We start from the raw sequence: 26,215 nt of genomic DNA, 5'->3' as shown, positions 1-26,215 counted from the left end.
GCCGGGCAAAGCGCGAAGCGCGGCTTCGCTGGATGTCCCGGCCATCCACGCCTTCCTTGTGGCAAAGACGTGGATGCCCACGACGAGCGCGGGCATGACGGAGCTTTAAAGCAACAGCCACCCCTGAGGGGGCATCCCCCGTTCGCCTGCCGCGCAACCTCCAGAAGTTCCGGTATCCGTTTACTCGTCCTTAGCCAATGTGCCGTAGGTTTGGGCATCGGCTTTGCGCGCGCTTGCGCGCGATGACCGGGATGTTGGGAGTGATGAACGGGGGCCCCACGTGGCAACGACGACGCTTGTCCGGAAGAAGCCGGCTTCTTTTAAGTTTCCTGCCCTCAGGTTCCGCGCCAAGGTGACGCTGGGCTTTGGGGCCGTGCTCGCCATATCCGCGCTCAGCATGGTGCTCGCTTATGTCGGCTTTGAGCGTATCTCGGCCGGCGTAGTGTCGTATCGCACCAGCGTTGCGGAGTCGGGTCTGGCCCGCAATATTGATCGCGAACTGACCTCCTATCAGGCACTGACGCGCTATTACGTCCTCACCAGCAATGAAGCGGACGCCAAGGCAGCGAAGGCGGCGGAAACCAGTCTGAAGGACGCCATCGACCAGTCGATGAAGGTGACCAAGGACTCCGCGCGGCTCGACAAGATCACCAAACTGTCCCGCGAATTCATTACGTTCACCAAGGTGTTCGCCGACATCCTCACCGTCAAGGGACAGAACGACACCATCGCCTCGACCCAGTTGTCGCGCACCAGCCTGATGCTGCGTAACAAGATCGACGATCTCGGCGACACCGCGACCATGGCCGGCCTTGCCTCCGTGCAGGATCAGGTCAAGGAAATCACCACCCAGTTCATCACCGCGACCTCGCTCGTGAACACCTATATCGGCAAGGCCGAGGACAAGACCTCGAATGCCGCGACGGCCCGCATCAAGTTCCTGCAGAACTCGTTTGCGACGATCTATGCCAATGACGACAAGATCAACAACAAGGTGAAGGAGATCACCGCGGAGACGAAGCTCTACGCCGATGCCTTCGTCAAATTCGTCGAGAACACCAAGAAGGTCGACGGTCTCGTTCAGGAAATGTCGGAGACGGCGGGAGCGATCACCAAGCTGTCGACGGCGATGAAGGGGGATCTGCTGTCCGATCAGCAGCGTCTTGAAATCGAATCCGACACCACGATCCACGATACCGAGCGCCAGGTGATGGTGCTGGGCGTTGGCGGCTTCATCGTCGGTGCCATCCTTGCGCTGCTGCTGGGCCGCAGCATTGCCGGTCCGATGATTGCGATGTGCGCAGCGATGCGCAAGCTCGCAGCCGGCGACTTCGAGGTCGTGCTGCCGGGTCTTGGCCGCCGTGACGAACTCGGCGACATGGCGTCCGCCGTGGAAGAGTTCAAGGTACAGGCCATCGCGAAGGCCGAGCGGGATGCCGCGACTCAGGAAGAGCAAAGCCGCGAGGCCGGTGCGGCGCGCCGTGCCGAACTCATCCGCTTTGCCGACGATTTCGAGGCCGCCGTGGGCGCGATCGTCTCGAACGTGTCGGCATCGGCAGGGCAGCTGGAAACCGCAGCGGGCACGCTGACGCGCACCGCCGAGACCACCGAGGGATTGTCGAGCCGCGTCGCCGGCGCATCGGATCAGGCCTCCTCGAACATGCAGTCGGTCGCGACCGCGACCGAGGAGCTCTCGCTGTCGGTCAACGAAATCGGCCGTCAGGTCCAGACCTCCAGCAAGATCGCGGACAGCGCAGTCGTGCAGGCGCAGCAGACCGATGCCCGCATCGGCGAATTGTCGCGCGCCGCACAGCGCATCGGCGACGTCGTCGATCTCATCACGGCGATTGCCGAACAGACCAACCTTCTGGCGCTCAATGCGACCATCGAGGCTGCCCGTGCCGGCGATGCTGGCCGCGGCTTCGCGGTTGTGGCGTCCGAGGTGAAGTCGCTGGCCAGCCAGACCGCAAAGGCGACCGAGGAAATCTCGACCCAGATTGCCGGCATGCAGAGCGCCACGCAGGACTCGGTAGCGGCGATCAAGCAGATCGGCAACACCATCGGCGAGATTTCCGGTATTGCCTCGGAGATCGCCAGCGCCGTCGAGCAGCAGGGCGCTGCCACGCGCGAAATCGCACAGAACGTCCAGCGGGTTGCCCACGGCACCCAGCAGGTCGCCGGCGATATCGTCGACGTCAACCGCGGCGCGACCGAAACCGGCGCTGCATCGGCTCAGGTGCTGAATTCGGCACAGACCCTGTCGAGCGAAAGCGCGCGCCTGCGGGCCGAGTTGGACCGGTTCATGGGGAATATCCGGGCGGCGTAAAGGGGCTTCTTCTTACCTCTCCCCGTTCTGCACGGGGAGAGGTCGCCGCGTCTTCGCGGCGGGTGAGGGGCAGCGCGCGGACCTCATCTCATCGACATCATTTGTGGCTTGCAAGAGCCCCTCACCCCAGCCCTCTCCCCGCAAGAGCGGGGCGAGGGAGCGCACGGTCGGCGCGATGCTGCTACTTCTTCTCCGCCATATAAGCCCGCCATCCGCCAAACGACGAAATATCGCGTGCATCTTCCGTCGCCTTGGCTTCCACGAGGAAGCCCTTGACGTTCGACCCGTCGCACAATGTCAGCGTGCCGATCGACATCGGCTGCGGAAGCGATGCAACGAATTTGCCGAAGGCCTCTGCCGACAACGCCCAGACTTCGACGGCGATTTCCGAACCCGTACCATCCGCGACGCGCAGCAGGCCGGGCTTCGCCGGCGTCGTGCCGTTGAGCGCATAGAACTTGTAGTCCGGCGCCGTCGTCGTGGCTTTCAGCAGGCGACCGTTCAGCGCCGTCAATTCGCCATTCAGCGCCATGCCGGAGAGATGCGCGCCGACGACGGCGATCGCGATTTCGCCGGCGGCCAACTCAGTGGACAGCAGCGCGAGCGCCGGCTGCGGCAGGGCTCTGGCGCCGACCGGCAGCTTGGTATCGGCATGAAACACCCGCCCAATGCTGGCCAGCAAGGCGTCTTCGCCGCCCGGCGCCAGCAGCGTGATGCCGAACGGGATGCCGTCGGCACGCATCGCTGCAGGGATGGCGAGGCCGCAGAGGTCGAGCAGATTGACGAAGTTGGTATAGGTGCCGAGCCGCGAATTGAGCTCGATGGGGTTGGCGAGCACCTGCGCGGTCGTATAGGCGGTCGGTGCGGTCGGCAGCACCAGCGCGTCGATAGCAGTGAAAGCCTGCTCGGCGACACGCTTCAGCTCCTGCAACTTGTACAGGGCCGCGAACGTATCGGTCGCGCTCTGGCGTGCACCGGCGATGGTGATTTCGCGCGTGACGGGATGGATCGCATCCGGCGCCGACGCCAGCAGGTCGCGGATCACCAGCAGGCGTTCGGCGACCCATGGTCCATCGTAAAGCAGCCGCGCGGTCTCATAGAACGGCTCGAGGTCGAACTCGACCAGCGTCGCGCCGAGCGAGGTCCAGCGCTTCAGCGCGTCCGCATAGGCTTTCTCCGAGGCCTTGTCGCCGAAGAAGATCAGTTGGCCATTGCGCGGCACGCCGAGCTTGAGGCCCTTCGGAAATTCCGTGAGCGAACCCGGCACCCGCTTGCGCGAATAGGGATCATGCGCGTCATAGCCGCCCATCACATCGAGCGCGGCAACGGCATCGTCCACCGTGAGCGTGAAGATCGACACACAATCCAGCGTGCGGCAGGCCGGCACGACGCCGGCGGTCGGAATCAGGCCGAGGCTCGGCTTGAGGCCCACGATATTGTTGAGCATCGCCGGCACGCGGCCGGAGCCCGCAGTGTCAGTCCCCAGCGTCAGCGGCACGAGGCCAGCCGACACGGCAACGGCAGAGCCGGAGCTCGATCCGCCCGGTATGAGATCGTCGCGGATCGCGTTCTTGGGAATGCCATAGGGTGAGCGCACGCCGACCAGACCTGTCGCGAACTGGTCGAGATTGGTCTTGCCGATGATGATCGCGCCAGCGGCACGCAGCCGCGCCACGGCGCTGGCATCGCGCGTTGCGTTATAGGCGAAAGCGGGACAGGCCGCCGTGGTCGGCAGACCGGCGACGTCGATATTGTCCTTCACGCCGACCGGCACGCCGTAGAGCGGCAGCGTTGCAGGATCCTTCGCAGCGAGCGCCTCGGCTTCGGCGATCGCCTCGGCCTCGTTGCGGAGCGTGATGAAGATCGCCGTGTCACCGCGGTCGCGGATGCGCTGATAGCTGCGGGCGACTGTCTGTGCGGGCGTCACGGTGCCAGCGCGATGCGCGGCGACGATGGCGGCGATGGTCTCGGGAACGGACTCACTCACGATGCGAACCTGCTGCGGATGGCACGGGTGTGCCACCCGCAGGTTGAGACGATGTTATTCAGCAGGCACGGCAAGTGGCGGCTCCGATTGCGGGACAGAAGACAGGCTGGTTGCGCCGAACTTGTCCGCGGCAAAGAGCCCGGCTGCAACAAGAGCATAAGCGAGAGCGACGCCGGGCGTCACCCCCAATCCGCCGCCAATCCCGATCGCCTCGCCATGCATGAAGCCGAAATAGGTCAGGACCGCACCGGCCAGAGCGAAAGCCGAAGCGTTGAGGAATTTGCGCTCGATCACGAACACCGTGATGGCGCCGAGCACCAGGCCGACCAGGATCGAGCCGCCGCCCATGACTTCGAGGCCGTGGAACAACACGCCGTTCTGTCCCATCTTGGCGATGAATTCAGGCGAATGGATCGCACCAAAATTCATACCGGCGGCACCGAGTGCGCCCGACAGCAGCACCGTGGCCCAGGCCGCCAGATGCGGCGTCAGCGCAAGCGCGATGGCCGGCGCGTGTTCGCGTGGCGTGGTCTCGAAGGCCTGCGCACAGATCAGCATGCCGATATAGAGCAGGATCGGTGAGATCGCGACCACAGGGATGACGGCCAGCATCAGCGAGATGACGCCGAACCATGACAACACGATCACCATCAAGCCAGTCGCCGCCGAGTAGCCGATCCGGCCGCCCATCGCCTTCCAGCCGGGATGGCCGATATATACCGCGTTGATGAAGGGGTTGCCCATCAGGCAGCCGATCAGCGAGACGACGCCGTCGGCGGTCAGCACGCGGGTGGTCGGATATTCGTCGCCGGCAGCTTCCGCGCTCTCGACGTTGTCCATCGCCTCGACCAGATCGTAGATGCCATAGGGAATGGCGGTGACCAGGATGATGCCGAGGAACTGGAATCCCGAGAACACGTGATCGAAGGCCGGGATCGGCACCGAGAAGCCGAAATTGGTGAAGGCGGCCTTCACCCCGGCGACGCTGACGCCGCCGATACCGATACCGAACAGATTTGAGCCCCAGGCGATCACCATGCCGACGCCGATCGCGACGAGGCCGGCCGGAATTCCCTTGGGATATTTATAGCCGCCGAACCAGCTCAGCATGATGATGGCAAAACATGTGAGGCCGATCACCGGCGTCATGAACATTTCCAGCGCCGGACGCATCGCGATGAAGGCGATGGAAACGCCCGCCAGTGTGCCCAGGAGCGCGGCGCGCGGTGTCACCTTGCGGATCCACGGCGCGATGAAGCCGCCGATCATCAGGATGAAGCTCTGGAAGAACACCCAGACGAGGCCAGCTTCCCAGCCCTTGATGGGATCGCCTGTGGTGATCGAGATCGGCAGCATGATCACGAAGGTGACGATGAACATATGCGGCACGCTGATGCCCGAGGGCAGCGCGCAGACATCGCTGCGGCCGGTCTTCTGCGCCAGTTTGTAGGCAAGCCAGGCGTAGTACATCGTCGACATGCACATCATCAGGCCCATCGCCGGCAGGATGCGGCCGAACACGATGTTGTCGGGCATTTTCAGGACAAAGCGCAGCAGGCCGGTCAGCACCAGCATGTTGACGAGGATGTTGGTGCCGAAGCCGAAAAACGCATTCCAGTCGCCCGGCGTCCATAGAGCGGGCTTGAAGTCGGATTTGCCGGCAGAATCTTTAGAAAACGTCCCCGCGGTCGTGCTCATCGTGATGCTCCTGCTGCAAGTTTGTTGGAAGTCTCCGGTGCATTTTCAGAAAGTGTCATTGCTTCAAGGATTGCGGCGGATGAGGCGACCCAGCCGAAGATGCCGCCCTGGGCCTTGATCATCTTCAGGCCCATCTCGTGGAATTCAGGAAAGTAGGACGCGCAGCCGTCAGAAATGACGATGCAGCGATAGCCGCGGTCATTGGCTTCGCGGACGGTGGTGTTGACGCAGACCTCCGTGGTGACACCGCAGACCAGCAGTGTGTCGATGTCGCGCGCCTTGAGATCGGCGCCGAGCGTCGTGGCGTAGAACGCGCCCTTGCCGGGCTTGTCGATGACGATCTCGCCTTCGACCGGATAGAGCGCGGGAATGATGTCGTGACCAGCCTCGCCGCGAATGAGGATGCGTCCCATCGGACCGGGATCGCCGATCCGGAGGCTCGGCGCGCCGCGTTCGATCTTGGCGGGCGGTGCGTCGGAGAGATCGGGCAGGTGCCCCTCACGGGTGTGCACCACCATCATCCCGGTTTCGCGCGCGGCTTTTAGGACCGCGGCGATCGGGGCGACGGCGCTGGCGAGTTGCGACACGTCATTACCCAGCGTCTCGCCGAAGCCGCCGGGCTCCATGAAATCGCGCTGCATGTCGATGATGACGAGCGCCGTCGCGGCCCAGTCGACGGCGATCGGGCCGGGTTCGGCAACAACCGTTGCTGAGTGTGGTGAGTCCGCCATTTGCCGTCTCTCCCCAAGGCTATGGGTCTCTCAGGAGTTAACGAAGCAAGGCGCGTGCCATTGTGTACAATGACAAGCGGCGACATGCTTCGGAGCTAATTGCGGGGTATTTCAGGAGCTTGTTAGAAAATAGCTTTGCAACATACCGGTCTCGAGCGAGACTGGAATTCGTTAATTGCTCATTTTATAACCGCGGCTGATTATGGCGGCAGCCGGTCCCCCGGATGTGGCTGATGCTCCATCCCGGGGGGCCATCGTTGTCCATCATCAATCCCAGCCGTCGCCCTTGATGCCTGGATTCGCATAGACGATGCCGCCATCCACCGCGATGGTCGCGCCGACCACATAGTCGCCGGCGCGCGAGGCGAGATAGATCGCGGCGCCCGCCATGTCCTCGTCGGTGCCGATCCGGCCGGCGGGCACGCGGGTCGCCACCTCATCGGCATTGTCGCGTGCGGCCTTGTTCATGTCGGACTGGAACGGGCCCGGCGCGATGGCCGTGACGACGACGTGATCCTGGATCAGTTTGACGGCCATCCGCCGCGTCAGGTGGATCAGGCCGGATTTGCTCGCCGCATAGGAATAGGTCTCCATCGGATTGACGAAGATGCCGTCGATGGAAGCGATATTGATGACCTTGGCGGGCTTGTCCGCGCTGGCTGCTGCACGCAGCGGTCCGGCCAGCGCCTTGGTCAGAAAGAACGGCGTCTTGACGTTCAGCGTCATCACCTTGTCCCAGCCGCTCTCCGGAAATTCATCGAAGTCCGCGCCCCAGGCGGCGCCCGCATTGTTGACGAGAATGTCGAGCTTGGGTTCGCGCTTCTTGATCTCGGCAGCCAGCATCTCGATGCCGGCCATGGTCGAAATGTCGATCGGCAGTGCGATGCATTCACCGGCATACTGCGCGGAGAGTTCTTTTGCGGTCGCTTCGCACGGCCCGGCCTTGCGCGCGGTGATGTAGACCTTCGCTGCGCCCTGGCTGAGAAATCCGGCTGCAATCATCTTGCCGATGCCGCGCGAGCCGCCGGTGACGAGTGCAATGCGGCCATCGAGCGAAAACAGATTGGTGAACATGATGCCTCCCGTTTGTTTTGTCGTTGGGCCGATTGTGTGCGGCGGCGGGCAAGGGGAGTCAACAAGGCGAGTCAACAAGCGCCGCTGCGGTTGAGCCAGATCAAGGCCGGAACCGGTGGCTGGCGTAGGCTTCTTGCGTTGGTTCGTCCAGCTAACGGACCTCAACCCAACGGGAGAGTGTCATGAGAGCCCATCAAATTATGACCCGCAAGCTCGTCACCGTGTCGCCAGACGCGTCGATCAGCGAAGCTGCGAGGCTGATGATCGACTACCACGTCAGCGGATTGCCTGTGGTGGATGCGGCCGGCAAGCTGGTTGGCATTGTGACCGAGCGGGACTTCCTGCGTCGGCACGAGGTCGGCACGCAGCGTAGGCGTCCGCGCTGGCTCGAATTCGTGCGTGGCCCCAGCCTGCAGGCCATCGATTATGTCCGCGAAGCCGGCCGCAAGGTGCACGAGATCATGACCCGCGAGGTCCGCACGGTGACCGAGGAGACCGGGCTGGCCGATATCGTCGAGGTGATGGAGAAGTATCACATCAAGCGCGTGCCGGTGGTGCAGGGCGACAAGCTCGTGGGTATCGTCAGCCGGCAGAATTTCGTCGAGGCCATCGCCGATGTCATGCACGATGTGTCCGATGTCGGGTCGAGTGATGCGTTGATCCGCCGCCGCATCGTCGCTGTGCTCAGGCATAATGAATGGACGCCATTCGGCCTCGACGTCCGGGTGAAGGATGGCGTCGTAGACATCGACGGCTTCATCACGGATGAGAATGTCCGTCGGGCGATCGTCGTGGCTGCTGAAAATGTGACTGGCGTAACCCGCGTCAACGAGCATCTGTGCTGGGTCGATCCGATGTCGGGCGTGTATTTTCCGCCGGAGACCGATCTGCCGCAAAAGCCGGTCTGATCCGGTGCGGGACGCTTCGCTGCAGTTCGCCTGCAGCGCATGGCCAGATTATCCGACGCCGCCGCGCTGGAAGCCGTTCCACATCGCGGTGGCCGCGCCGGAGGTCAGCACCGGCAGATAGCGGGTGTCCTGATAGTTGCCGTTCAGCGAGACCCGCGGCAGCGCTGTGAGCTGCGAGGAGTTCTCCGAGGCGATCACGCCGGGGCGCGTCGTCACGGCTGTCTCGAAGCCGGCGCTTTTCGCCAGTGCGAATTCCCGTGTGCCCGCGGCGCAGCGGTCGCCATAGGGATAGGCAAGATGCACGGCCGGGCGCTGCAGAACGTTTTCGATATCGGTGCGGCTGGCTGACAGCTCATGCACGACCATCGCTTCGGTCTGTTTGGCGAGATTGCAGTGACTTACGGTATGCGCGCCGATTGTCACCAGCGGATCTGCGGCGAACGGTTTGAGTTCGTCCCACGACATGCACAGCTCGCGGCTGACCGCGCCTTCGTCGATGCCATGCGCAGCGCAGAGTGCGCTGACCTCGCGGCGGATATCCGCTTCTTCCGGCAACCCGCGCAGCCAGCCATGCAGGCGGTCGAACGCCATGTCCTTGCCGGCGAGCGTCGATGTGTCCAGGCGCACCATCCGTCCGTCGATCGGGGCCTCGATCGCATCGGCCCTGGCAACGACGCGCTCCAGCGCCACCCACCACAGCCGGCCTGTGCCGGAGGCGAAGTCGCTGGTGACATAGACCGTGAAGGGCGCGTCGAAATCCCGCATCGCGGGCAATGCATGGTCGCGGTTGTCGCGATAGCCGTCGTCGCAGGTGAAACAGGCGAAGCGGCGCGAGAAATCCCGCTCCGTCAACCGCCGCTGCACTTCATCGGGCGTTACAATATCGACGTCGGTCGCGCGCAGATAAGCGAGGGTGGCGCGCAGGAAATCGGGCGTGATCTCGAGGTGGCGGTTGGGCTGGAACGGGCCGGCATGCGCAGGGCGCACATGGTGCAGCATGAAAATGGTGCCGACGCCGCCGAAGATCGGCCGCAACACCCGGTGGGCGCCGCTGAAATACAGCGCATCCAGGCCGGCACGAATAATCGTGTTGCGAATCTGCTTCATCGTATGACCAAGCAATTGATGCTACCCACGGAAATGATCAGAAACGATTGAACAAAGCGTTATTCGAATACCCGCGGCGACGCCAGAGGTTTGCCTTGATTTCAATTTGACAGTCCCGCAAGGGTTTGTTTTCTCTCTGTTTCCAGACCCGCAGGACGTCGAATGCACGGATTTTACAGGTGGAGTGCCAAATGGTGGCCCGGGCTCATCCCGCTTGCCATCCTTTGGGTGGTTGCTGCCTGGGTTAGCACGATTCCGCTTGAAACGGATTTAACGGCGCGTAGCACTGCCGCGCTGAAAAACACGATCCTGGACAAGAGCCAGATCACGGTTGCCGGCCGTGACGTATCGTTTTCTGCCGAAGCATTTTCTGAAGATGGTCGCCGCAGCGCGGTCTCGTCGGTCGAGGCCACGCCGGGCGTTCGCCTGGTCAATGACGAAACCCGTCTCGTCGCGGAAGCCAAGCCGTTCGTCTGGGTCGCGGAGCGCGACAATGTCCGCGTCACGCTGTGGGGGACTGCGCCATTGCCGGCCAGCAGGGGGCGCATCGTGGAAGCGGCCCGCGCCGCGCTCAGCGGAACCGAGGTCTCCGACCGCATGGGTCTGAAGCGCGGCGCGCCTGTTCGCTTCGATGCCGCAGCTGTGCTCTTGCTCGATCAGGTCGCCAAGCTGAAGGAAGGCAAGGCGGTGATTTCGGATACGAATATCAGCCTCTCCGGCATGGCGCGCGACCTCGGTGGCCGCGAAGCCATTGCGGCCGCGCTGAAGAATCTGCCGGAAGGTTTCACGGTCGCGGCCAATGACGTCAAGGCGCCGCCCTATGTGGTCCAGGCCAACAAGGACCCGGTGACGAATACGCTGACGCTGAGCGGCTATGTCCCGGACAACACCATCCACGCCGCGCTTGCGTCGGCTGCCGGACGCAAGTTCGGCAATGAGAAGATCGTCGACAACCTCAAGGCCAGCATCGGAGCGCCCGGTGGTTTTGCCGCCGCGGTGACGACGGCACTGGGTGCGCTGTCGCGGCTGTCGACCGGCACGCTGGTGGTGTCCGACCGCGAGGTGAAGCTGTCGGGTGACGCGCTCTACGAAGTGGCCGCGGACCAGATACGCGCAAGTCTGGCGCGCGAGCTCCCGCAGGGGTGGCAGGCCAAGGCCGAAGTATCGGTGAAGCCCGCCGCGGCGCCGGTCGATGCCAGCGTGTGCCAGCAGCTCTTTGTGCAGAACCTGACCAAGGGCCGCATCCGGTTCGAGCCCTCCAGCGCCAGCATCAATGTGGATTCCGCGGGCTTGCTCGATCGCCTCGTGGAAATCGCCATGCGCTGCCCCAATGTCCGGGTCGAGATCGCCGGTCACACCGACGGCGATGGCGACGCAGCGTTCAACCAGTCGCTCTCGGAAAAGCGCGCGCTCGCCGTCGAAGAATATCTCGTGAAGGCCGGCCTGCCGGCGGACCGTTTCTCCACCATCGGCTACGGCAGCACCCAACCCATCGCCACTAACGATACCGACGAAGGCAAGCTGCAGAATCGCCGGATCGAATTCGTTGTGAGGCAAGCGCCATGACCTATCTTGCAATGTTTCACTGGGGCTGGCTGCTCGGGGCGTTCCTGATCGGCTTCTGCATGGGCTGGATCGCCGTGGTCTATCGCGGACGTTCGGTGTCGCGGGTATGGATCCAGCGCCTGTCGGTGATCGCTGCGGTCATCGTCGGCATCGCGATTGCTAAAGTCGTGCCCGGCCGCTTCGGCTACTGGCTCGACCTCGGCCTCGCATTGTTCGGCTTCTATCTCGTCGGCTGCGCCATCGGGTCGTGGCTGCGCGACATCGTGGTGGTCAGGCAGCAGGCCCGCGCGACGTGAGGTCTGTGGTGCATGCCGCTGCCGTCTTTTTTATCAACGTCTCGCCGCCAAATCGGCGGCATGAGGTCACGAAAGCCTCATTGTGACGTGAGACGCGTCAGGACGTCGGCATTTTGCCGCAGCGAATGCGCCCGAGAGGCTGGTGGTTTGTTAGGAGTGACCTAATATACTGATGTGGCTTGTTTTTATTCACAGCCGGCGAATTCCACTTTGCCGCAAAACGCGCTACGACGGTTGTGCCGGAGACAACTGATGTGGCGGTTCCGCCGAGGCTAGTCTGACTTCCTGGTCCAGATCTCTCTGGTCAGGGGATCGCATTCGAGGTTGAGATGCTGGAAGCAATACGCAGGGCGATCTCGTTTCTGCGCGAGAAGCAAATCCTGCACAAGCTCGGTGTCTTGATCAGCGTCGCGGTGATCGGCATCGCTTGCTACATGCTGTATCACAAGCTGCGCAACATCGACGCTGCTGCCGTTTTCCGGGCGATGAAGGAGACCGAGCCGCGGCTGATCATGCTGTCGGCGCTGTCGGTTGCCGCCGGCTATTTCACGCTGACATTCTATGATTGGTTTGCGGTGCGCACGATCGGTCGCCGCGACGTGCCGTACCGGATCAACGCGCTGGCGGCCTTCACCAGCTATTCGATCGGTCACAACGTCGGCGCCAGTGTCTTCACCGGCGGCGCGGTGCGCTATCGCATCTATTCGGCCTGGGATCTCAGCGCCGTCGATGTCGCCAAGATCGTCTTTCTCGCCGGCCTCACCTTCTGGCTCGGCAATCTCGCGGTGCTCGGCATGGGCATCGCCTATCACCCGGAAGCGGCCAGCGCCATCAACCAGGTGCCGCCATGGATGAACCGCATCCTGGCTTATATCATCCTCGCCGGCCTCGTCGGCTATGTGGTCTGGGTCTGGATGAAACCGCGCAGCGTCGGCCGTGGCCCCTGGTCGGTGGTGCTCCCGGGCGGTCCGCTCACCTTGCTGCAGATCGCCATCGGCATCATCGATCTCGGCTTCTGCGCGCTCGCGATGTACATGCTGGTGCCTGCCGAGCCTGACGTCGGTTTCGTCGTGGTGGCGGTGGTTTTCGTCTCGGCCACCTTGCTGGGTTTCGCCAGCCATTCGCCCGGCGGTCTTGGCGTGTTCGACGCCGCCATGCTGGTCGGCCTCGAAATGATGGATCAGGAACAACTGCTGGCTGGCATGCTGCTGTTCAGGGTGCTTTATTACCTCGCGCCGTTCTTTATATCAGTCATGTTACTGACGCTTCGCGAGCTTATTATCGGTTCGCGATCGAAGAAGCTGCAGGCGGTCGCGGCGGACGCCAAGCCCGGCGTCGGCCACCCGCTCAAGGAACATGGTCGCTCCGGCGCCTGATATACGTTCGCATTCGCAGCAGGAAGAGATCCGGTTCAGATGGCCATTGAAGCTTCTCCATCGACCATGTTTTCGCCGTGGCCTGATCGGCTGCGGCATTCGGCGATCATCCTGCTGGCAGCCGGCCTGGCGCTGGCCGCACTGGTGTTTTTCGGCGAACTGTCGCCGCTGCGCGCGGGCATCGTGTTCGTCTGCATCGCCGGCGCAGCGCTGGTGCCATGGCGGCTGCATGACGTGGTGACGGCGCGCGACGAGGCGCTGGCCGCCAATCCTGTCGAGGCGCCCGCGGTGCGCGCCATCATTGCCGGCATTCCCGATCCCGCCGTGCTGCTCGACCGTGCCGGCCGCGTCATCCATCTCAATGCCGCAGCGGCGCAGCTCGCGCCGGCACTCCGCAAGAACGAGCTGGCGCAATTCGCGCTGCGTTCGCCGGAGATCATTACCGCCTTGCGCGAGGCCATCGCCACCACCGAGCCGCGCCGCGCGACTTATCTCGATCACGTTCCCGTCGATCGCTGGATGGAATTGATGATCACGCCGGTGCCGGTTCCGACTGCCTTTGGCGGCACCGACACCTGCATGCTGATGACGTTCCACGACCAGACGCCGCTGCGCCGCGTCGAGGAAATGCGTGCCGACTTCGTCGCCAATGCCAGCCACGAGCTGCGCACGCCGCTGGCGGCGCTGTCCGGCTTCATCGATACGTTGCAGGGACCGGCCAAGGACGACGCCAAGGCGCGCGAGCGCTTTCTCGGCATCATGCATGCGCAGGCGACCCGCATGGCACGGCTGATCGACGATCTGCTGTCGCTGTCGCGCGTCGAACTGTCGGCGCACGTGCGGCCGGATACGCTGGTGGATATTCTCCCCATTATCCGTCAGGTCGGCGACGGGCTGGAGCCGCTGGCCAATGAGCGCAACGTCAGGATCGAAATGGCGCTGCCGGAGACGCCGGTGTCCATCGCTGGCGATCGCGAGGAATTGCTGAGGCTGTTCGAGAACCTGATCGAGAACGCGCTGAAATACGGCGCGTCCGGCGGCAAGGTCGAGGTCTCGCTGACCATGGAGTCGACCTCGGAGGGTGTGCCGGAAATCCGCGTCGCCGTGCGGGACTATGGCCCGGGCATCGCCCCCGAGCATCTGCCGCGCCTGACCGAACGTTTCTACCGGGTCGATGTCGGCGACAGCCGGGCACAGGGCGGTACGGGCCTCGGCCTCTCGCTGGTGAAGCACATCCTGAACCGGCACCGCGGCCGGCTGCTGATCGAAAGCGTGCCGAAGAACGGCGCGACTTTTACCGCCGCCTTTCCGCAGGTGAAGGCGCCACCGGCGCCTCCCGCCTCCGCGGCGTCCTGACGCCTTAAACTCCCTTCGTTCTCCTGCGCCCATAGCGACCGCCCTCGGGCGGTCCCGTATCGCTGCGCATCGCTCAGGCAGTCAAAAAAAGCCCTGGCGGGTGGTGCGGCATTGCGTCCGATCAACCTCAATACCGTGCCCGCCGCTGTCATACGCGCGCATGCTCGCGAGGCCGGATTCCGCCTGCTGAAACATATTGTTAACCCCTATGACGGTGGATTTTGACGGCTTGGCATAAACCTTATGGCAGGGCATTTTCGATGTCATTTGCACGGTAAAATTATCCGCAGAGGCAGAAAAACGAAGTATTTACAGATGCTTGACGTCGTCATCCAAGTGTCACGGAACTATCATAAAAGCACAATCGACCACCCCTAAACGGGCGGCGTGAGCACAACTGGCGCATCCGGCGCGGTCGCTCACGAGATTGGAGACATCCCATGAAATTCCTCAAAGCGATCGTCGCTGCCGGCCTCGTTGCCGCCTCGACCTCGGCATTTGCCGCCGACATCACGGGTGCGGGCGCAACCTTCCCGTTCCCGGTCTATTCGAAGTGGGCCGACGCCTACAAGAAAGAGACTGGCAATGGTCTGAACTACCAGTCGATCGGTTCGGGCGCCGGCATCAAGCAGATCCAGGCCAAGACCGTGACCTTCGGCGCCACGGATGCGCCGCTCAAGGCTGAGCAGCTCGAGAAGGACGGCCTGGTTCAGTGGCCGATGGTGATGGGCGCGATCGTTCCCGTCGTGAATCTCGAAGGCATCGCCTCGGGCGAGTTGGTTCTCTCCGGCGAAGTGCTCGGCGACATCTATCTCGGCAAGGTCACCAAGTGGGATGACGCTGCCATCGCCAAGCTGAACCCGAAGCTGAAGCTGCCCTCGGCCGCCATCACCGTCGTTCGTCGTTCGGACGGTTCGGGCACCACCTTCAACTTCACCGACTATCTGTCGAAGGCCTCGGCTGACTGGAAGACCAAGGTCGGCACCGGTACGGCTGTCGAGTGGCCGGTTGGCGTCGGCGCCAAGGGCAATGAAGGCGTTGCCGGCAACGTCGGCCAGACCAAGAATGCCATCGGTTATGTTGAATATGCTTACGCCAAGCAGAACAAGCTGACCTATGCCGGCATGATCAACAAGGCTGGCAAGGCCGTGCAGCCGACCGTCGCGGCTTTCCAGGCTGCTGCGTCGAACGCCGATTGGGCCAAGGCTCCTGGCTACTATGTCATCCTGACCGACCAGCCGGGCGAAACCTCGTGGCCGATCACTGCCGCGACCTTCATCCTGATGCACAAGACCCCGACCGACAAGGCGGCCTCGGCTGAAGCGATCAAGTTCTTCAAGTGGTCGTTCGAGAAGGGCGCCAAGATGGCTGAAGAGCTCGATTACATTCCGATGCCGGAACCCGTCGTCAAGCTGATCGAAAAGACCTGGTCGGCTGACATCAAGAGCTGATCTGGTGTGTGGGCGGAGGAGAGGGGCATCTCTCCTCCGCTTGCTACAGGACTGAATTTCTTATCTTTATCTTCTCTTCTGACTTCGCGCCCTGACAAGCCCATCCAGGGCAATGCTTTTGGGTATTGTAACAATTACAGGGGACTGGCGTGGCAGACATGGCCGTACAGAGCTCTTCGATGGACGCTGCCGGACCTTATGATCGTGCGAAGGCTTTGAATGCCTTCAAGACGGGGGACCAGGCGTTTTACTGGATCACCCGCATCTCGGCGCTGTCCGTTTTGTTTATTCTCGGCGGCATCATTCTGTCGCTTATCGTTGGTGCGTGGCCGGCGCTCCGCGAATTCGGCTTCTCGTTCCTGACGACGCAGCGCTGGGCACCGTCGGCTGATCCGCCGGTGCTGGGCGCGCTGGGCCCGATCTACGGCACGCTGATCACCTCGGTGATCGCGATGGCGATCGCCATCCCGGTCGGCATCGGCATCGCGATCTTCCTCACCGAACTGTGCCCGAACTGGCTGCGCCGCCCGATCGGCATGGCGGTCGAGCTTCTCGCGGGTATTCCCTCGATCATCTACGGCATGTGGGGCTTCTTCGTGCTCGGCCCGTTCCTGGCCAACCATGTGCAGCCGTTCATGATCAACGCCTTCGAAGGCGTCCCGGTCCTCGGCGTGATTTTCGCCGGCCCGCCGTCCTATCTCAGCCTGTTCAACGCGTCGCTGATCCTCGCCATCATGGTGCTGCCCTTCATCACCTCGATCTCGGTCGACGTGTTCAAGACGGTGCCGCCGGTGCTCAAGGAAGCCGCTTACGGCGTCGGCTGCACCACTTGGGAAGTCGTCCGCAACGTCGTCATCCCCTATACCCGCGTCGGTGTGATCGGCGGCGTCATGCTGGCGCTCGGCCGTGCGCTCGGTGAAACGATGGCGGTGACCTTCATCATCGGCAACTCGTTCCGGATCACAGGCTCGATCTTTGGCCCGGGCACCACGATCTCGGCGGCGATCGCCAGCGAGTTCGCGGAGAGCGACGGTCTGCATCAATCGGGTCTGATCCTGCTCGGTCTCCTGCTGTTCGTGCTGACATTCTTCGTGCTCTCGGCAGCGCGCCTGATGCTGCTGCGTCTGGAAAAGAAGGCGGGCAACTAATATGAACCCGATTTACGCTTCACGCCGTCGCAACGACACGATCATCCGCGGGCTCTGCATGGGTGCCGCTCTCTTTGGCGTCACCTGGCTCGCGCTGATCCTGTTCACGCTGTTCTACAACGGTATCGCCGGCATCAGCCTGCAGATCTTCACCCAGAACACGCCGCCGCCCGGCTCCATGGAAGGCGGCCTGCTCAATGCCATCGTCGGTTCGGTCATCATGACCGTCATCGGCGTCGGCATCGGCGCGCCGCTCGGCCTGTTTGCCGGCACCTATCTCGCGGAATACGGCAAGCACGACAAACTCACCTCGGTGATCCGCTTCATCAACGACGTGTTGCTGTCGGCCCCGTCCATCATCATCGGCCTGTTCGTTTATGGTGCGGTGGTGGTTCCGATGGGTGGCTTCTCGGCTCTCGCCGGTTCGCTTGCGCTCGCCGTGATCGTGATCCCCGTCGTGGTCCGCACCACTGAAGATATGCTTGGTCTCGTGCCGAACCCGCTGCGTGAAGCGGCCTCGGCGCTCGGCCTGCCGCGCTCCCTGGTCATCAAGCGGATCGCCTATCGTGCAGCCCGCGCCGGTCTCATCACCGGCGTGCTGCTGGCGACCGCGCGTGTCGCCGGCGAAACGGCGCCGCTGCTGTTCACTGCGCTGAGCAACCAGTTCTTCAGCCTCGATCTCACCAAGACGATGGCCAACCTGCCGGTGACCATCAACAACTTCGTGCAGAGCCCCTACGAGTACTGGAAGCAGCTCGCCTGGAGCGGTGCCCTGATCATCACCTTGACCGTACTTGCCCTTAACATTGGCGCGCGCATTCTCGGCGCCGAGAGGACAGCAAAATGAGTGAGCTTTCTGTGTCGTCTGGCGTTCCTTCCGTCTCGATGCCGCCGCCGTCGGCCCTGCAGGGCGAGACCCGTCCCAAGGTCACCGTGCGCGACCTGAACTTCTACTATGGCGAACACCACGCCCTGAAGAAGATCAACCTGACGCTGATGGCGAACCGCGTGACCGCGTTCATCGGCCCGTCGGGCTGCGGCAAGTCCACGCTGCTGCGCATCTTCAACCGGATGTATGATCTGTATCCCGGCCAGCGCGCCGAAGGTCAGCTCATGCTCGACAACCAGAACATTCTGGATCCGAAGCTGGATCTCAACCTGCTGCGCGCCCGCGTCGGCATGGTGTTTCAGAAGCCGACTCCGTTCCCGATGACGATTTACGAAAACATCGCCTTCGGTATCCGCCTCTACGAAAAGATCTCCAAGTCGGAGATGGACATCCGCGTCGAGAGGGCGCTGCGCGGCGGTGCGCTGTGGAACGAAGTCAAGGACAAGCTCAACGCCTCGGGCCTCAGCCTGTCGGGTGGTCAGCAGCAGCGTCTGTGCATCGCGCGCACCATCGCGGTTCGGCCGGAAGTGATCCTGTTCGACGAGCCGTGCTCGGCGCTGGATCCGATCTCGACCGCGAAGATCGAGGAGCTGATCGACGAGTTGAAGGATCAGTACACGATCGCGATCGTGACCCATAACATGCAGCAGGCTGCCCGCGTCTCCGACAGCACAGCCTTCATGTATCTCGGCGAGTTGATCGAGTTCGATCAGACCAACAAGATCTTCACGTCGCCGACCGATCGCCGCACCCAGGATTACATCACCGGCCGCTTCGGCTGACGCGACATATTCGCGGGAGGATTTAGAAATGGCTTTTGAACACACCACCAAGGCATTTGACGACGATCTGCAGGAGCTGACCCGTCTCGTCGCCGAGATGGGTGGCCTCGCAGAACGGCAGATCGTCGAATCCGTCGATGCGCTGGTCCGCCGGGACGTCGCACTCGGTGCACGCGTCGTCGCCACCGATGCCGAGATCGACCAGTTGCAGCGCACGATCGAAGAGCGCGCCGTGCTGACCATCGCCAAGCGCCAGCCCATGGCTGTCGATTTGCGCGAGATCGTGGGCGCGCTGCGCGTCGCCACCGATCTGGAGCGGATCGGTGATCTCTCCAAGAATATCGGCAAGCGCGTCAATGCGCTCGACAGCGACTTCCATCCGCTGAAGCTGATCCGCGGCCTCGAACACATGACCGACCTCGTGACCACCCAGGTCAAGGCCGTGCTCGACGCCTATGCCGCACACGATCTGCCCGCCGCGATGACGGTGTGGAAGGGCGACGAGGAAATCGACGCGATCTGCACCTCGCTGTTCCGCGAACTCCTGACCTATATGATGGAAGACCCGCGTAACATTTCGTTCTGTATCCACCTGATGTTCTGCGCCAAGAACATCGAGCGGATCGGCGACCATGCCACCAATATTGCGGAAACCGTGTTCTACATGATCGAGGGCCAACAGATCCTCGACAAGCGCCCGAAGGGCGACATGACCACATTCGCGAATACGCCGACGGTCTGACCGATCGGGTACACTGAGGGTATTGATCAAAATGGCTGTGAATGCACGCATTCTGGTTGTGGAAGATGAAGAGGCACTAACGACGCTGCTTCGTTACAACCTCGACGCCGAAGGCTATGACGTCGAAACCGTCGCGCGCGGCGACGATGCCGACACCCGCTTGAAGGAGCGGGTGCCGGATCTCGTGGTGCTCGACTGGATGCTGCCGGGTCTGTCCGGCATCGAACTGTGCCGCCGCTTGCGCGCACGGCCTGAAACCAAGGCATTGCCGATCATCATGCTGACGGCGCGCGGCGAAGAGAGCGAGCGCGTTCGCGGTCTCGCCACCGGCGCTGACGACTACATCGTCAAGCCGTTCTCGGTGCCGGAGCTCCTGGCCCGCGTGAAGGGCCTGCTCCGTCGTGCAGCTCCCGAGCGTCTCGCCACGGTTTTGGCGTTTGGCGACATCGAACTCGACCGTGACAAGCGCCGCGTTGTGCGCTCGAGCCGCCCGATCGATCTCGGTCCGACCGAATATCGCCTGCTGGAGTTCTTCCTGGAACATCCGGGCCGCGTGTTCAGCCGCGAGCAGTTGCTCGACAGCGTCTGGGGCCGCGACATCTATATCGACGAGCGCACCGTCGACGTGCATATCGGCCGCCTGCGCAAGCTGCTCAATCCCGCCGGTGAGCCGGATCCGATCCGCACCGTGCGCGGTGCCGGCTACGCGCTGGACGACCGGTTCGACAAGGCGGCGGAGTAGGTATCTTCCTTCTCCCCGCCTGCGGGGAGAGGTTAGAAGCCCCCAAACAAAAAAATGCCCGGCTCATCACCGGGCATTTTCATTTGGTTTAGATGCTTTCCACCTCAGCGCGTCGGCTTCGGCACCGCGCGGCGGCGGTCGCTTGCCGGCTGATAGGCGATGCGCGAGTGATGCGCGCAATAGGGGGCGCCGGCCAGGGCCTTGCCGCCGCAGAAATAGAAGTCCGCGCTCGACGGATCGCCGATCGGCCAATGGCAGGTGGCTTCGTTGAGTTCGACCAGCGACAGGCGCTGGCTGATCGGCACGATGTTGTCATAGGCGATCGGGTCGGGCTCGGCCTCGATCTCGTAATTATGGGCCAGCGCGGTGTTGCCGCGTGCCATCGGGCGGGCAACGCGCACCATCTGCTGCGCCGGGCGCGCCTTGCGCTGCCGCGGAGCTGCCGAGGAGGGGCTTTTGGCACGGCCGGACAGGCCAAGGCGGTGAACCTTGCCGATCACGGCGTTGCGGGTCACGTTGCCGAGTTCCGCAGCGATCTGGCTGGCGGAAAGGCCGCCTTCCCAGAGTTTCTTCAACTGTTCGACGCGATCGTCGGTCCATGTCATTACCGTCATCGCCGTTTTCCCTTCGTGAGCGCCGGCCTGACCGGGCAGCGCTGCGAGTTGAGACTTCAAAAATCCCTGCGGTCAGAATCCTTTAGCGCTCACCGGGCGCGAATTTCGCGTCCGGCTGTTACGCCGCACTGGATGTGTCAAAAGGATCTACCGCCGCACGAGATGTCGTATCCGACGAGGCAAAAGCTACAATATGCCGTGACTCGCGCGCAAGAGTCGGGCATGCCGCGTCCACATGCTTCTGCAAATAAAGCTGCAAAATCGGCTTTTTCTGCGACTCCGTGTGACTCGAAAGCCGCAGTGCGCGGTTGACAGTCTTCACAGCACACATAGAATAATGCCCACGTGCCGCCCGAGAAGGGCGGCACGTTTCGTTTCTAGGGTCCGTTGTTCGATTTCGCACAGTTGTCATCGACGCGGCCGCAGTCTTTTCGATCGGATCGGTTATGACCAGCAACGCAACGTCTTCGCCCCTCTCTCAGGCTCACTTGCTGCCTGTTTTCGCGCGTGCGGATGTCGCTTTCGAGCGCGGTGAAGGCGCGTGGCTGATTGGAACCGATGGCGAGCGCTATCTCGATTTCACCAGCGGCGTCGCCGTGAACGCACTTGGCCATGCGCACCCACATATGGTCGCCGCATTGCAGGAGCAGGCCACCAAGCTCTGGCACATGTCGAACCTGTTCAAGAGCCCGGACGGTGAGCGCCTCGCCGCGCGGCTGTGCGAACAGAGCTTTGCCGACTTCGTGTTCTTCGCCAATTCGGGTGCGGAAGCGATGGAATGCGCGATCAAGGTGACCCGCCACTATCATTTCTCCAAGGGCCACCCCGAGCGCACGCGCATCATCACCTTTGAAGGCGCGTTCCATGGCCGGACCCTCGGCACGCTGGCGGCGACCGGCGCTGCCAAATATCTCGAAGGCTACGGCACGCCGCTCGACGGCTTCGATCAGTTGCCGCTCGGCGATATCGAAGCCGTGAAGAAGGCGATCGGTCCGAACACCGCCGGCATTCTCATCGAGCCGCTGCAGGGTGAGGGTGGCGTGCGCGCGCCGAGCAACGCGTTCTTCGGCGCGCTGCGCGAACTCTGCGACAAGAACGGCATCCTGCTGATCTTCGACGAGGTGCAGACCGGCATGGGCCGCACCGGCGAGTTGTTCGCCTATCAGCGCATCGGTGTGACGCCGGATGTCATGTCGCTGGCCAAGGCGCTCGGCGGCGGTTTCCCGATCGGCGCGTGCCTCGTCACGGCGGAAGCGGCCGAAGGCATGGCGCCCGGCTCCCATGGTTCGACCTTCGGCGGCAATCCGCTGGCGGTCGCTGCTGCGAATTCCGTGCTCGATATCATGCTGAAGCCCGGCTTCTTCGACCATGTGAAGAAGATGTCGCTGCTGCTGAAACAGAAACTCGCGGGCGTGGTCGACGGCCATCCAGACGTGCTCAGCGAAGTGCGCGGCGAAGGTCTTCTCATCGGCCTCAAGGCTGTGGTGCCGGCGGGCGATCTCGTGGCCGCATTGCGTGACGCGAAGCTGTTGACGGTTGGCGCCGGCGACAATGTCGTGCGCTTCCTGCCGCCGCTGATCGTCAGCGAGTCCGAGATCGAGCAGGCCGTGCAGCGGCTGGAACAGGCTTGCGTGGCTCTCGGCTCATCCGCCAAGACATCTGCAAAGACGCAGGGAGCCGCGTGATGAGCACGTCACCGCGGCACTTCCTCGATCTCACGGCCGTGCCGGCCAGCGAGTTGCGCAATATCATGAACGCGGCTGCCGCCATGAAGGCGAAGCTGAAGGGGCGGGATGGCTCGAATGCCGAGCCCGATCGTCCGCTCAAGAACAAGACGCTGGCGATGATCTTCGAAAAGCCCTCGACGCGCACCCGCGTGTCATTCGAGGTCGGCATGCGCCAGCTCGGCGGCGAAGTCGTGATGCTCACCGGCGCCGAAATGCAGCTCGGTCGCGGCGAGACCATTGCCGACACCGCGCGCGTGCTGTCGCGCTTCGTCGACATCATCATGATCCGCATCCTCAATCATGACTCGCTGATGGAGCTCGCGGAAAATGCGACCGTGCCGGTCATCAACGGCCTGACGCGCTTCTCGCATCCCTGCCAGGTCATGGCGGATGTCATGACCTATGAGGAGCACCGCGGTCCGATCAAGGGCCGCACCGTGGCCTGGACCGGCGACGACAACAATGTGCTGATGTCCTGGGCGCATGCGGCCGAGCGCTTCCAGTTCAAACTCAATATCGCGACGCCGCCGCAGCTGTCGCCGAAGAAGCCATTCAAGGACTGGGTCAAGGCGGCAAACGCGCCGATCACCTTCAGCGACGATCCCGATGCGATGGTGAAGGGCGTCGACTGCGTCGTCACCGACACCTGGGTGTCGATGGGCGACAAGGACGGCGAGACCCGCCACAACCTGCTCAAGCCCTATCAGGTCAATGCGCGTCTGATGTCGCTGGCCAAGCCGGACGCACTCTTCATGCACTGCCTGCCGGCGCATCGCGGCGAGGAGGTCACCGACGAGGTGATCGACGGTCCGCAGTCGGTGGTGTTCGACGAGGCCGAAAACCGTCTGCATGCGCAAAAGGGCATTCTGGCCTGGTGCCTCAACGCGGTGGCGTGAGACAGCACGGAGCTTTCTTTCTTCCCCTCTCCCCTTGCGGGAGAGGGTGCCTGAGCGAAGCGAGGGCGGGAGAGGGGTAGCGGCAAAGCGCGGTGTTTGTGGCGCCCCCTCTCCCGTCTCGAACATGCTTCGCATGTTCGATCCACCCTCTCCCACCTGGCGAAGCTTCGCTTCGCGCGGGGGAGAGGGAAGAAAAGCGCAGCTGCATACGCTCCATTTTCCCGGTTCCCTGCACCTTTCACTTGCGGCCCTCCGCCCCCAAATAGAGCGCCATGACCCCATCAAATCCAAATCTCCAGCCCGACGCCCCCATCCGCGCGCCGTCCTCCGTTCCGGTCGATGACGCGGTGCTGCCCTTCGAGGTTGCCCCGCTCGATCTGCGGGGGCGGCTGACGCGACTTGGCCCGGCGCTCGACGAGCTGCTCGCCAAGCATGATTATCCCGCGCCGGTGGCCAAGCTGCTCGGCGAGGCCATCGTGCTGACCACGCTTCTTGGCTCCTCGCTGAAATTCGACGGCCGCTTCATCCTGCAGACTCAGACCGATGGTCCGGTATCGCTGATGATCGTTGACTTCCGCGCGCCCGACAAAATGCGCGCCTATGCGCGGTTCGATGCCGAGCGCCTGGTGCCCGGTCTCGGCACCGCGGCGCTGCTCGGCAAAGGCCATCTCGCGATGACCGTCGATCAGGGGCCGGACATGAGCCGCTATCAGGGGCTCGTCGCGCTTGACGGCGGTACGCTGGAAGATGCCGCGCATGAATACTTCCTGCGCTCCGAGCAGATACCCACCAAGGTGCGCCTCGCCGTGGGCGAGGAATGGCGCAGCGGTGAGGAGGGCGGCCCGACACATCGCTGGCGCGCCGGCGGCATGCTGCTCCAATTCCTGCCGAAGGCGCCGGAGCGCGTGCAGCGCGATCTCCATGCTGGCGACGTGCCGGACGGCGTGAGCGCCGATGCCGTGCCGGAAGATGACGCCTGGGTCGAAGGCCAGTCGTTGATCGGGACCGTCGAGGATGTGGAACTGATCGATCCCGATCTATCCGGCGAGCGGCTGCTATATCGCCTGTTCCACGAGCGCGGCGTCCGCGTGTTCGCACCATCGCCGCTGCGCGCGGAGTGTTCCTGCTCGCGCGATGCCGTGTCCGGCATGCTGAAGAGCTTCGAGCCGCAGGATCGCGCCGATATGGTCAAGGACGACAAGGTCGTCGTGACCTGCGAGTTCTGTTCGTCGGTGTATGAGTTCACACCGCAGGAAGCGGGCGTGGAATAGGGCGTTCGCCCGCGTCACGCCCCGCTGTCATTCTCCGGTACACCAGTTGGTATGGTGGGGAATCTCGATCCACACTCGTCATTCCCCGGCAAACCAATTGGTTTGCCTGAGGGCGCACGAAAGCGGCGGAGCCGCTGTAGTGCGAACCCGGAATCCCGGAGTGCTTGGCTCTACGGTAACTCTCATGTCGGGATTCTCAGCCACTCCAAGTGGAGTGGCTGAGGTTCGCGTCCGGCAAGTGCCGGCCGCGCCCCGGAATGACGAGTGGAGGGCGGCAAGACAGCACCCAAACATTTTTTCCTATCTCCCGTTGACAACATCCCCATCAGGTTTATATTCCCTTTCGTCCTGCCCCACCGAGAGGGGCGATCGCGATCGTCACGTTCGCGGGGTGGGATGCGGTGGACGCCGGAGATGCGGCGTTACGCGGTTCATGGGTGACGTCTGTCTTAGGGCAGGACGGATCTGCGCCAGCACTGCCACTGGCAAGGAGACGGCCGACCTTGGGATGGAAAGAATCCTGGACAGTGTGACGGACGACCAAATCGAAACGCGTTCGGCTTACTCGCTTGAGGCACCCTGTCCCTTCGCCTTGGGACTGTAATTTTGGTGATCGGATCGTTCGCCATGGCGAAGCGCAAGCAACCGAAAAACACCGCAGGCGGAACGTCGGGCACTCGCTCGGCGCCTCCGAAAGTCCTGATGCATTACCCCATGCGGAAGACCGCATTCGCATCAGGCCCAAGGGTGCAACGGGCACCTGGCGTTCCGCACGCCCTCTCACAAGGGGGCGGGAATGCAAGCGACGACGGCGCCCCCGCGCCGCAAACAATGGGGGCGATGACGCATGTCTGAAGAGCAGTGGCTGTTTGACATTCACATCTGCAACGACGCTTAGGCGCCAGAGGAATCCCTCCCTCAAGCAATGCGCAGTGGGGAGGGGCGGCCGATAGGCCGGGGTGGGGTGCCTCCGCGAGCTCGACGCGTATAGCACCACCCCCACCCGACCGGCCTTCGGCCGCCACCCATGGCGGACGAACCGTCCGCCAGACCCCATGCAAGCGCGGGGGAGGGAAAAGAACGAGCCTCAGCCCCTAATTCAGCACGCGCTTCCCGTCCGGTCCGTCCAGCGAAAACAGCGGCACGTCGATCTCGAACGGCTCGCCGGTATCGGTCACCATCTGATAGGTGCCTTCCATGAAGCCGGAGGTCGTCGGCAGCGGCACGCCCGATGTGTATTCGAAGCGTTCGCCGGGGCCGAGCACGGGCTGTTCGCCGACGACGCCCTCGCCGTGCACTTCCTGCATGCGGCCGGACGCATCGGTGATGATCCAGTGCCGGGTCTTCAGCTGCACGGTCTCTTTGCCGGCATTGGTGATGACGACCGTATAGGACCAGAAGAACTGTCGCTTCTCCTGCGACGAGCGCTCCGGCATGAAATTTGGTTCGACGGTGACTTCGATCTGTCGTGTTATGGCGCGGTACATGGCGGTGTCATCGTTCAAAATGCGTCGCAAGCATAGCGAAA

The 26,215-nt window shown here is 63.0% G+C and carries 23 protein-coding genes; 15 read left to right on the top strand and 8 right to left on the bottom strand.

The window, feature by feature from the left end:
* The first annotated feature begins 280 nt into the window (after positions 1-280).
* Positions 281-2,326: a methyl-accepting chemotaxis protein gene (locus A4A58_RS25840; protein WP_068737625.1), complete on the top strand. Its 2,046-nt coding sequence runs from the start codon at positions 281-283 to the stop codon at positions 2,324-2,326.
* Between the two features lie 181 nt (positions 2,327-2,507).
* On the opposite strand, the gene atzF is transcribed toward A4A58_RS25840, so the two are convergent.
* From atzF to A4A58_RS25820, 4 genes are all read right to left on the bottom strand, one after another.
* Entirely contained in the window at positions 2,508-4,313 is a 1,806-nt protein-coding gene (atzF, locus tag A4A58_RS25835) for an allophanate hydrolase (protein ID WP_086937151.1), read from the bottom strand.
* 54 nt (positions 4,314-4,367) lie between these two features.
* Positions 4,368-6,011, bottom strand: a complete 1,644-nt coding sequence (locus A4A58_RS25830) for a regulator (RefSeq protein ID WP_068737624.1) — start codon at positions 6,009-6,011, stop codon at positions 4,368-4,370.
* Positions 6,008-6,742, bottom strand: a complete 735-nt coding sequence (locus A4A58_RS25825; protein ID WP_068737622.1) for a cysteine hydrolase family protein — start codon at positions 6,740-6,742, stop codon at positions 6,008-6,010. The genes A4A58_RS25830 and A4A58_RS25825 overlap by 4 nt, the downstream gene beginning before the upstream one ends.
* A 267-nt stretch (positions 6,743-7,009) precedes the next feature.
* On the bottom strand, positions 7,010-7,816 hold the full coding sequence (locus A4A58_RS25820; RefSeq protein WP_068737620.1) for an SDR family oxidoreductase: 807 nt from the start codon (positions 7,814-7,816) through the stop codon (positions 7,010-7,012).
* A gap of 182 nt (positions 7,817-7,998) precedes the next feature.
* On the opposite strand from A4A58_RS25820, the gene A4A58_RS25815 reads away from it, so the two are divergent.
* Positions 7,999-8,724 (top strand): CBS domain-containing protein, encoded by a 726-nt coding sequence (locus tag A4A58_RS25815; RefSeq protein WP_068737618.1) that lies wholly within the window; start codon positions 7,999-8,001, stop codon positions 8,722-8,724.
* Positions 8,725-8,772: 48 nt separating this feature from the next.
* Here the strand turns inward: A4A58_RS25815 and A4A58_RS25810 are convergent, their stop codons facing one another.
* A complete protein-coding gene (locus A4A58_RS25810) occupies positions 8,773-9,831 on the bottom strand; it encodes a polysaccharide deacetylase family protein (RefSeq protein WP_068737615.1) in 1,059 nt (352 codons plus the stop codon).
* Between the two features lie 162 nt (positions 9,832-9,993).
* Here A4A58_RS25810 and A4A58_RS25805 point away from each other — a divergent pair, with 162 nt between their 5' ends.
* The 4 genes from A4A58_RS25805 to A4A58_RS25790 all read left to right on the top strand — a co-directional run bounded on the left by A4A58_RS25805 (position 9,994) and on the right by A4A58_RS25790 (position 14,425).
* A complete protein-coding gene (locus A4A58_RS25805) occupies positions 9,994-11,397 on the top strand; it encodes an OmpA family protein (protein ID WP_068737613.1) in 1,404 nt (467 codons plus the stop codon).
* Positions 11,394-11,693, top strand: coding sequence for a hypothetical protein (locus A4A58_RS25800; RefSeq protein WP_068737611.1), 300 nt, complete (start codon positions 11,394-11,396; stop codon positions 11,691-11,693). The genes A4A58_RS25805 and A4A58_RS25800 overlap by 4 nt, the downstream gene beginning before the upstream one ends.
* A gap of 329 nt (positions 11,694-12,022) precedes the next feature.
* Entirely contained in the window at positions 12,023-13,069 is a 1,047-nt protein-coding gene (locus tag A4A58_RS25795; protein ID WP_068737609.1) for a lysylphosphatidylglycerol synthase domain-containing protein, read from the top strand.
* Between the two features lie 39 nt (positions 13,070-13,108).
* Positions 13,109-14,425: an ATP-binding protein gene (locus tag A4A58_RS25790; RefSeq protein WP_068737607.1), complete on the top strand. Its 1,317-nt coding sequence runs from the start codon at positions 13,109-13,111 to the stop codon at positions 14,423-14,425.
* Positions 14,426-14,506: 81 nt separating this feature from the next.
* Here the strand turns inward: A4A58_RS25790 and A4A58_RS30515 are convergent, their stop codons facing one another.
* Positions 14,507-14,698: a hypothetical protein gene (locus A4A58_RS30515; RefSeq protein ID WP_158005745.1), complete on the bottom strand. Its 192-nt coding sequence runs from the start codon at positions 14,696-14,698 to the stop codon at positions 14,507-14,509.
* A 167-nt stretch (positions 14,699-14,865) separates the two neighbouring features.
* Here A4A58_RS30515 and pstS point away from each other — a divergent pair, with 167 nt between their 5' ends.
* The 6 genes from pstS to phoB all read left to right on the top strand — a co-directional run bounded on the left by pstS (position 14,866) and on the right by phoB (position 20,179).
* Positions 14,866-15,876: a phosphate ABC transporter substrate-binding protein PstS gene (gene pstS / locus A4A58_RS25785; RefSeq protein ID WP_068737605.1), complete on the top strand. Its 1,011-nt coding sequence runs from the start codon at positions 14,866-14,868 to the stop codon at positions 15,874-15,876.
* Between the two features lie 149 nt (positions 15,877-16,025).
* Positions 16,026-17,024: a phosphate ABC transporter permease subunit PstC gene (gene pstC / locus A4A58_RS25780; RefSeq protein WP_086937148.1), complete on the top strand. Its 999-nt coding sequence runs from the start codon at positions 16,026-16,028 to the stop codon at positions 17,022-17,024.
* Between the two features lies 1 nt (position 17,025).
* Positions 17,026-17,871, top strand: a complete 846-nt coding sequence (gene pstA, locus A4A58_RS25775; protein ID WP_068737601.1) for a phosphate ABC transporter permease PstA — start codon at positions 17,026-17,028, stop codon at positions 17,869-17,871.
* The gene (gene pstB, locus A4A58_RS25770) at positions 17,868-18,695 is read left to right on the top strand and encodes a phosphate ABC transporter ATP-binding protein PstB (RefSeq protein ID WP_068737599.1); all 828 of its coding nucleotides are present in this window, start codon (positions 17,868-17,870) and stop codon (positions 18,693-18,695) included. The genes pstA and pstB overlap by 4 nt, the downstream gene beginning before the upstream one ends.
* A 28-nt stretch (positions 18,696-18,723) precedes the next feature.
* Entirely contained in the window at positions 18,724-19,437 is a 714-nt protein-coding gene (gene phoU, locus A4A58_RS25765) for a phosphate signaling complex protein PhoU (protein WP_068737597.1), read from the top strand.
* A 37-nt stretch (positions 19,438-19,474) separates the two neighbouring features.
* Entirely contained in the window at positions 19,475-20,179 is a 705-nt protein-coding gene (gene phoB / locus A4A58_RS25760) for a phosphate regulon transcriptional regulator PhoB (protein ID WP_068737970.1), read from the top strand.
* A gap of 104 nt (positions 20,180-20,283) precedes the next feature.
* On the opposite strand, the gene A4A58_RS25755 is transcribed toward phoB, so the two are convergent.
* Complete coding sequence (locus A4A58_RS25755; RefSeq protein ID WP_068737968.1) at positions 20,284-20,793, bottom strand: GcrA family cell cycle regulator; 510 nt, start codon at positions 20,791-20,793, stop codon at positions 20,284-20,286.
* A gap of 446 nt (positions 20,794-21,239) precedes the next feature.
* Here A4A58_RS25755 and A4A58_RS25750 point away from each other — a divergent pair, with 446 nt between their 5' ends.
* From A4A58_RS25750 to A4A58_RS25740, 3 genes are all read left to right on the top strand, one after another.
* Positions 21,240-22,478, top strand: a complete 1,239-nt coding sequence (locus tag A4A58_RS25750) for an aspartate aminotransferase family protein (RefSeq protein ID WP_068737595.1) — start codon at positions 21,240-21,242, stop codon at positions 22,476-22,478.
* Positions 22,478-23,416 (top strand): ornithine carbamoyltransferase, encoded by a 939-nt coding sequence (argF, locus tag A4A58_RS25745; protein ID WP_068737593.1) that lies wholly within the window; start codon positions 22,478-22,480, stop codon positions 23,414-23,416. The genes A4A58_RS25750 and argF overlap by 1 nt, the downstream gene beginning before the upstream one ends.
* Before the next feature lie 272 nt (positions 23,417-23,688).
* Positions 23,689-24,687 (top strand): Hsp33 family molecular chaperone, encoded by a 999-nt coding sequence (locus A4A58_RS25740; protein WP_068737591.1) that lies wholly within the window; start codon positions 23,689-23,691, stop codon positions 24,685-24,687.
* A gap of 1,094 nt (positions 24,688-25,781) precedes the next feature.
* On the opposite strand, the gene apaG is transcribed toward A4A58_RS25740, so the two are convergent.
* Positions 25,782-26,174, bottom strand: a complete 393-nt coding sequence (gene apaG, locus A4A58_RS25735; protein ID WP_068737589.1) for a Co2+/Mg2+ efflux protein ApaG — start codon at positions 26,172-26,174, stop codon at positions 25,782-25,784.
* Between the last annotated feature and the right edge of the window lie 41 nt (positions 26,175-26,215).

It is taken from the genome of Tardiphaga robiniae, assembly GCF_001618955.1.
GTDB classification, from domain to species: Bacteria; Pseudomonadota; Alphaproteobacteria; order Rhizobiales; family Xanthobacteraceae; genus Tardiphaga; species Tardiphaga robiniae_A.
The sequence above is the reverse complement of the archived record's forward strand: the minus strand, read 5'-3'. Positions and strand labels throughout refer to the sequence as shown.

Bases quoted from the DNA above. Each gene is read 5' to 3' on its own strand.
- A4A58_RS25830 (WP_068737624.1), bottom strand. From the start codon at position 6,011: ATGAGCACGACCGCGGGGACGTTTTCTAAAGATTCTGCCGGCAAATCC.
- A4A58_RS25825 (WP_068737622.1), bottom strand. From the start codon at position 6,742: ATGGCGGACTCACCACACTCAGCAACGGTTGTTGCCGAACCCGGCCCG.
- A4A58_RS25820 (WP_068737620.1), bottom strand. From the start codon at position 7,816: ATGTTCACCAATCTGTTTTCGCTCGATGGCCGCATTGCACTCGTCACC.
- A4A58_RS25815 (WP_068737618.1), top strand. From the start codon at position 7,999: ATGAGAGCCCATCAAATTATGACCCGCAAGCTCGTCACCGTGTCGCCA.
- A4A58_RS25810 (WP_068737615.1), bottom strand. From the start codon at position 9,831: ATGAAGCAGATTCGCAACACGATTATTCGTGCCGGCCTGGATGCGCTG.
- A4A58_RS25805 (WP_068737613.1), top strand. From the start codon at position 9,994: ATGCACGGATTTTACAGGTGGAGTGCCAAATGGTGGCCCGGGCTCATC.
- A4A58_RS25800 (WP_068737611.1), top strand. From the start codon at position 11,394: ATGACCTATCTTGCAATGTTTCACTGGGGCTGGCTGCTCGGGGCGTTC.
- A4A58_RS25795 (WP_068737609.1), top strand. From the start codon at position 12,023: ATGCTGGAAGCAATACGCAGGGCGATCTCGTTTCTGCGCGAGAAGCAA.
- A4A58_RS25790 (WP_068737607.1), top strand. From the start codon at position 13,109: ATGGCCATTGAAGCTTCTCCATCGACCATGTTTTCGCCGTGGCCTGAT.
- pstS (WP_068737605.1), top strand. From the start codon at position 14,866: ATGAAATTCCTCAAAGCGATCGTCGCTGCCGGCCTCGTTGCCGCCTCG.
- pstA (WP_068737601.1), top strand. From the start codon at position 17,026: ATGAACCCGATTTACGCTTCACGCCGTCGCAACGACACGATCATCCGC.
- pstB (WP_068737599.1), top strand. From the start codon at position 17,868: ATGAGTGAGCTTTCTGTGTCGTCTGGCGTTCCTTCCGTCTCGATGCCG.
- phoU (WP_068737597.1), top strand. From the start codon at position 18,724: ATGGCTTTTGAACACACCACCAAGGCATTTGACGACGATCTGCAGGAG.
- A4A58_RS25755 (WP_068737968.1), bottom strand. From the start codon at position 20,793: ATGACGGTAATGACATGGACCGACGATCGCGTCGAACAGTTGAAGAAA.
- A4A58_RS25750 (WP_068737595.1), top strand. From the start codon at position 21,240: ATGACCAGCAACGCAACGTCTTCGCCCCTCTCTCAGGCTCACTTGCTG.
- argF (WP_068737593.1), top strand. From the start codon at position 22,478: ATGAGCACGTCACCGCGGCACTTCCTCGATCTCACGGCCGTGCCGGCC.
- A4A58_RS25740 (WP_068737591.1), top strand. From the start codon at position 23,689: ATGACCCCATCAAATCCAAATCTCCAGCCCGACGCCCCCATCCGCGCG.
- apaG (WP_068737589.1), bottom strand. From the start codon at position 26,174: ATGTACCGCGCCATAACACGACAGATCGAAGTCACCGTCGAACCAAAT.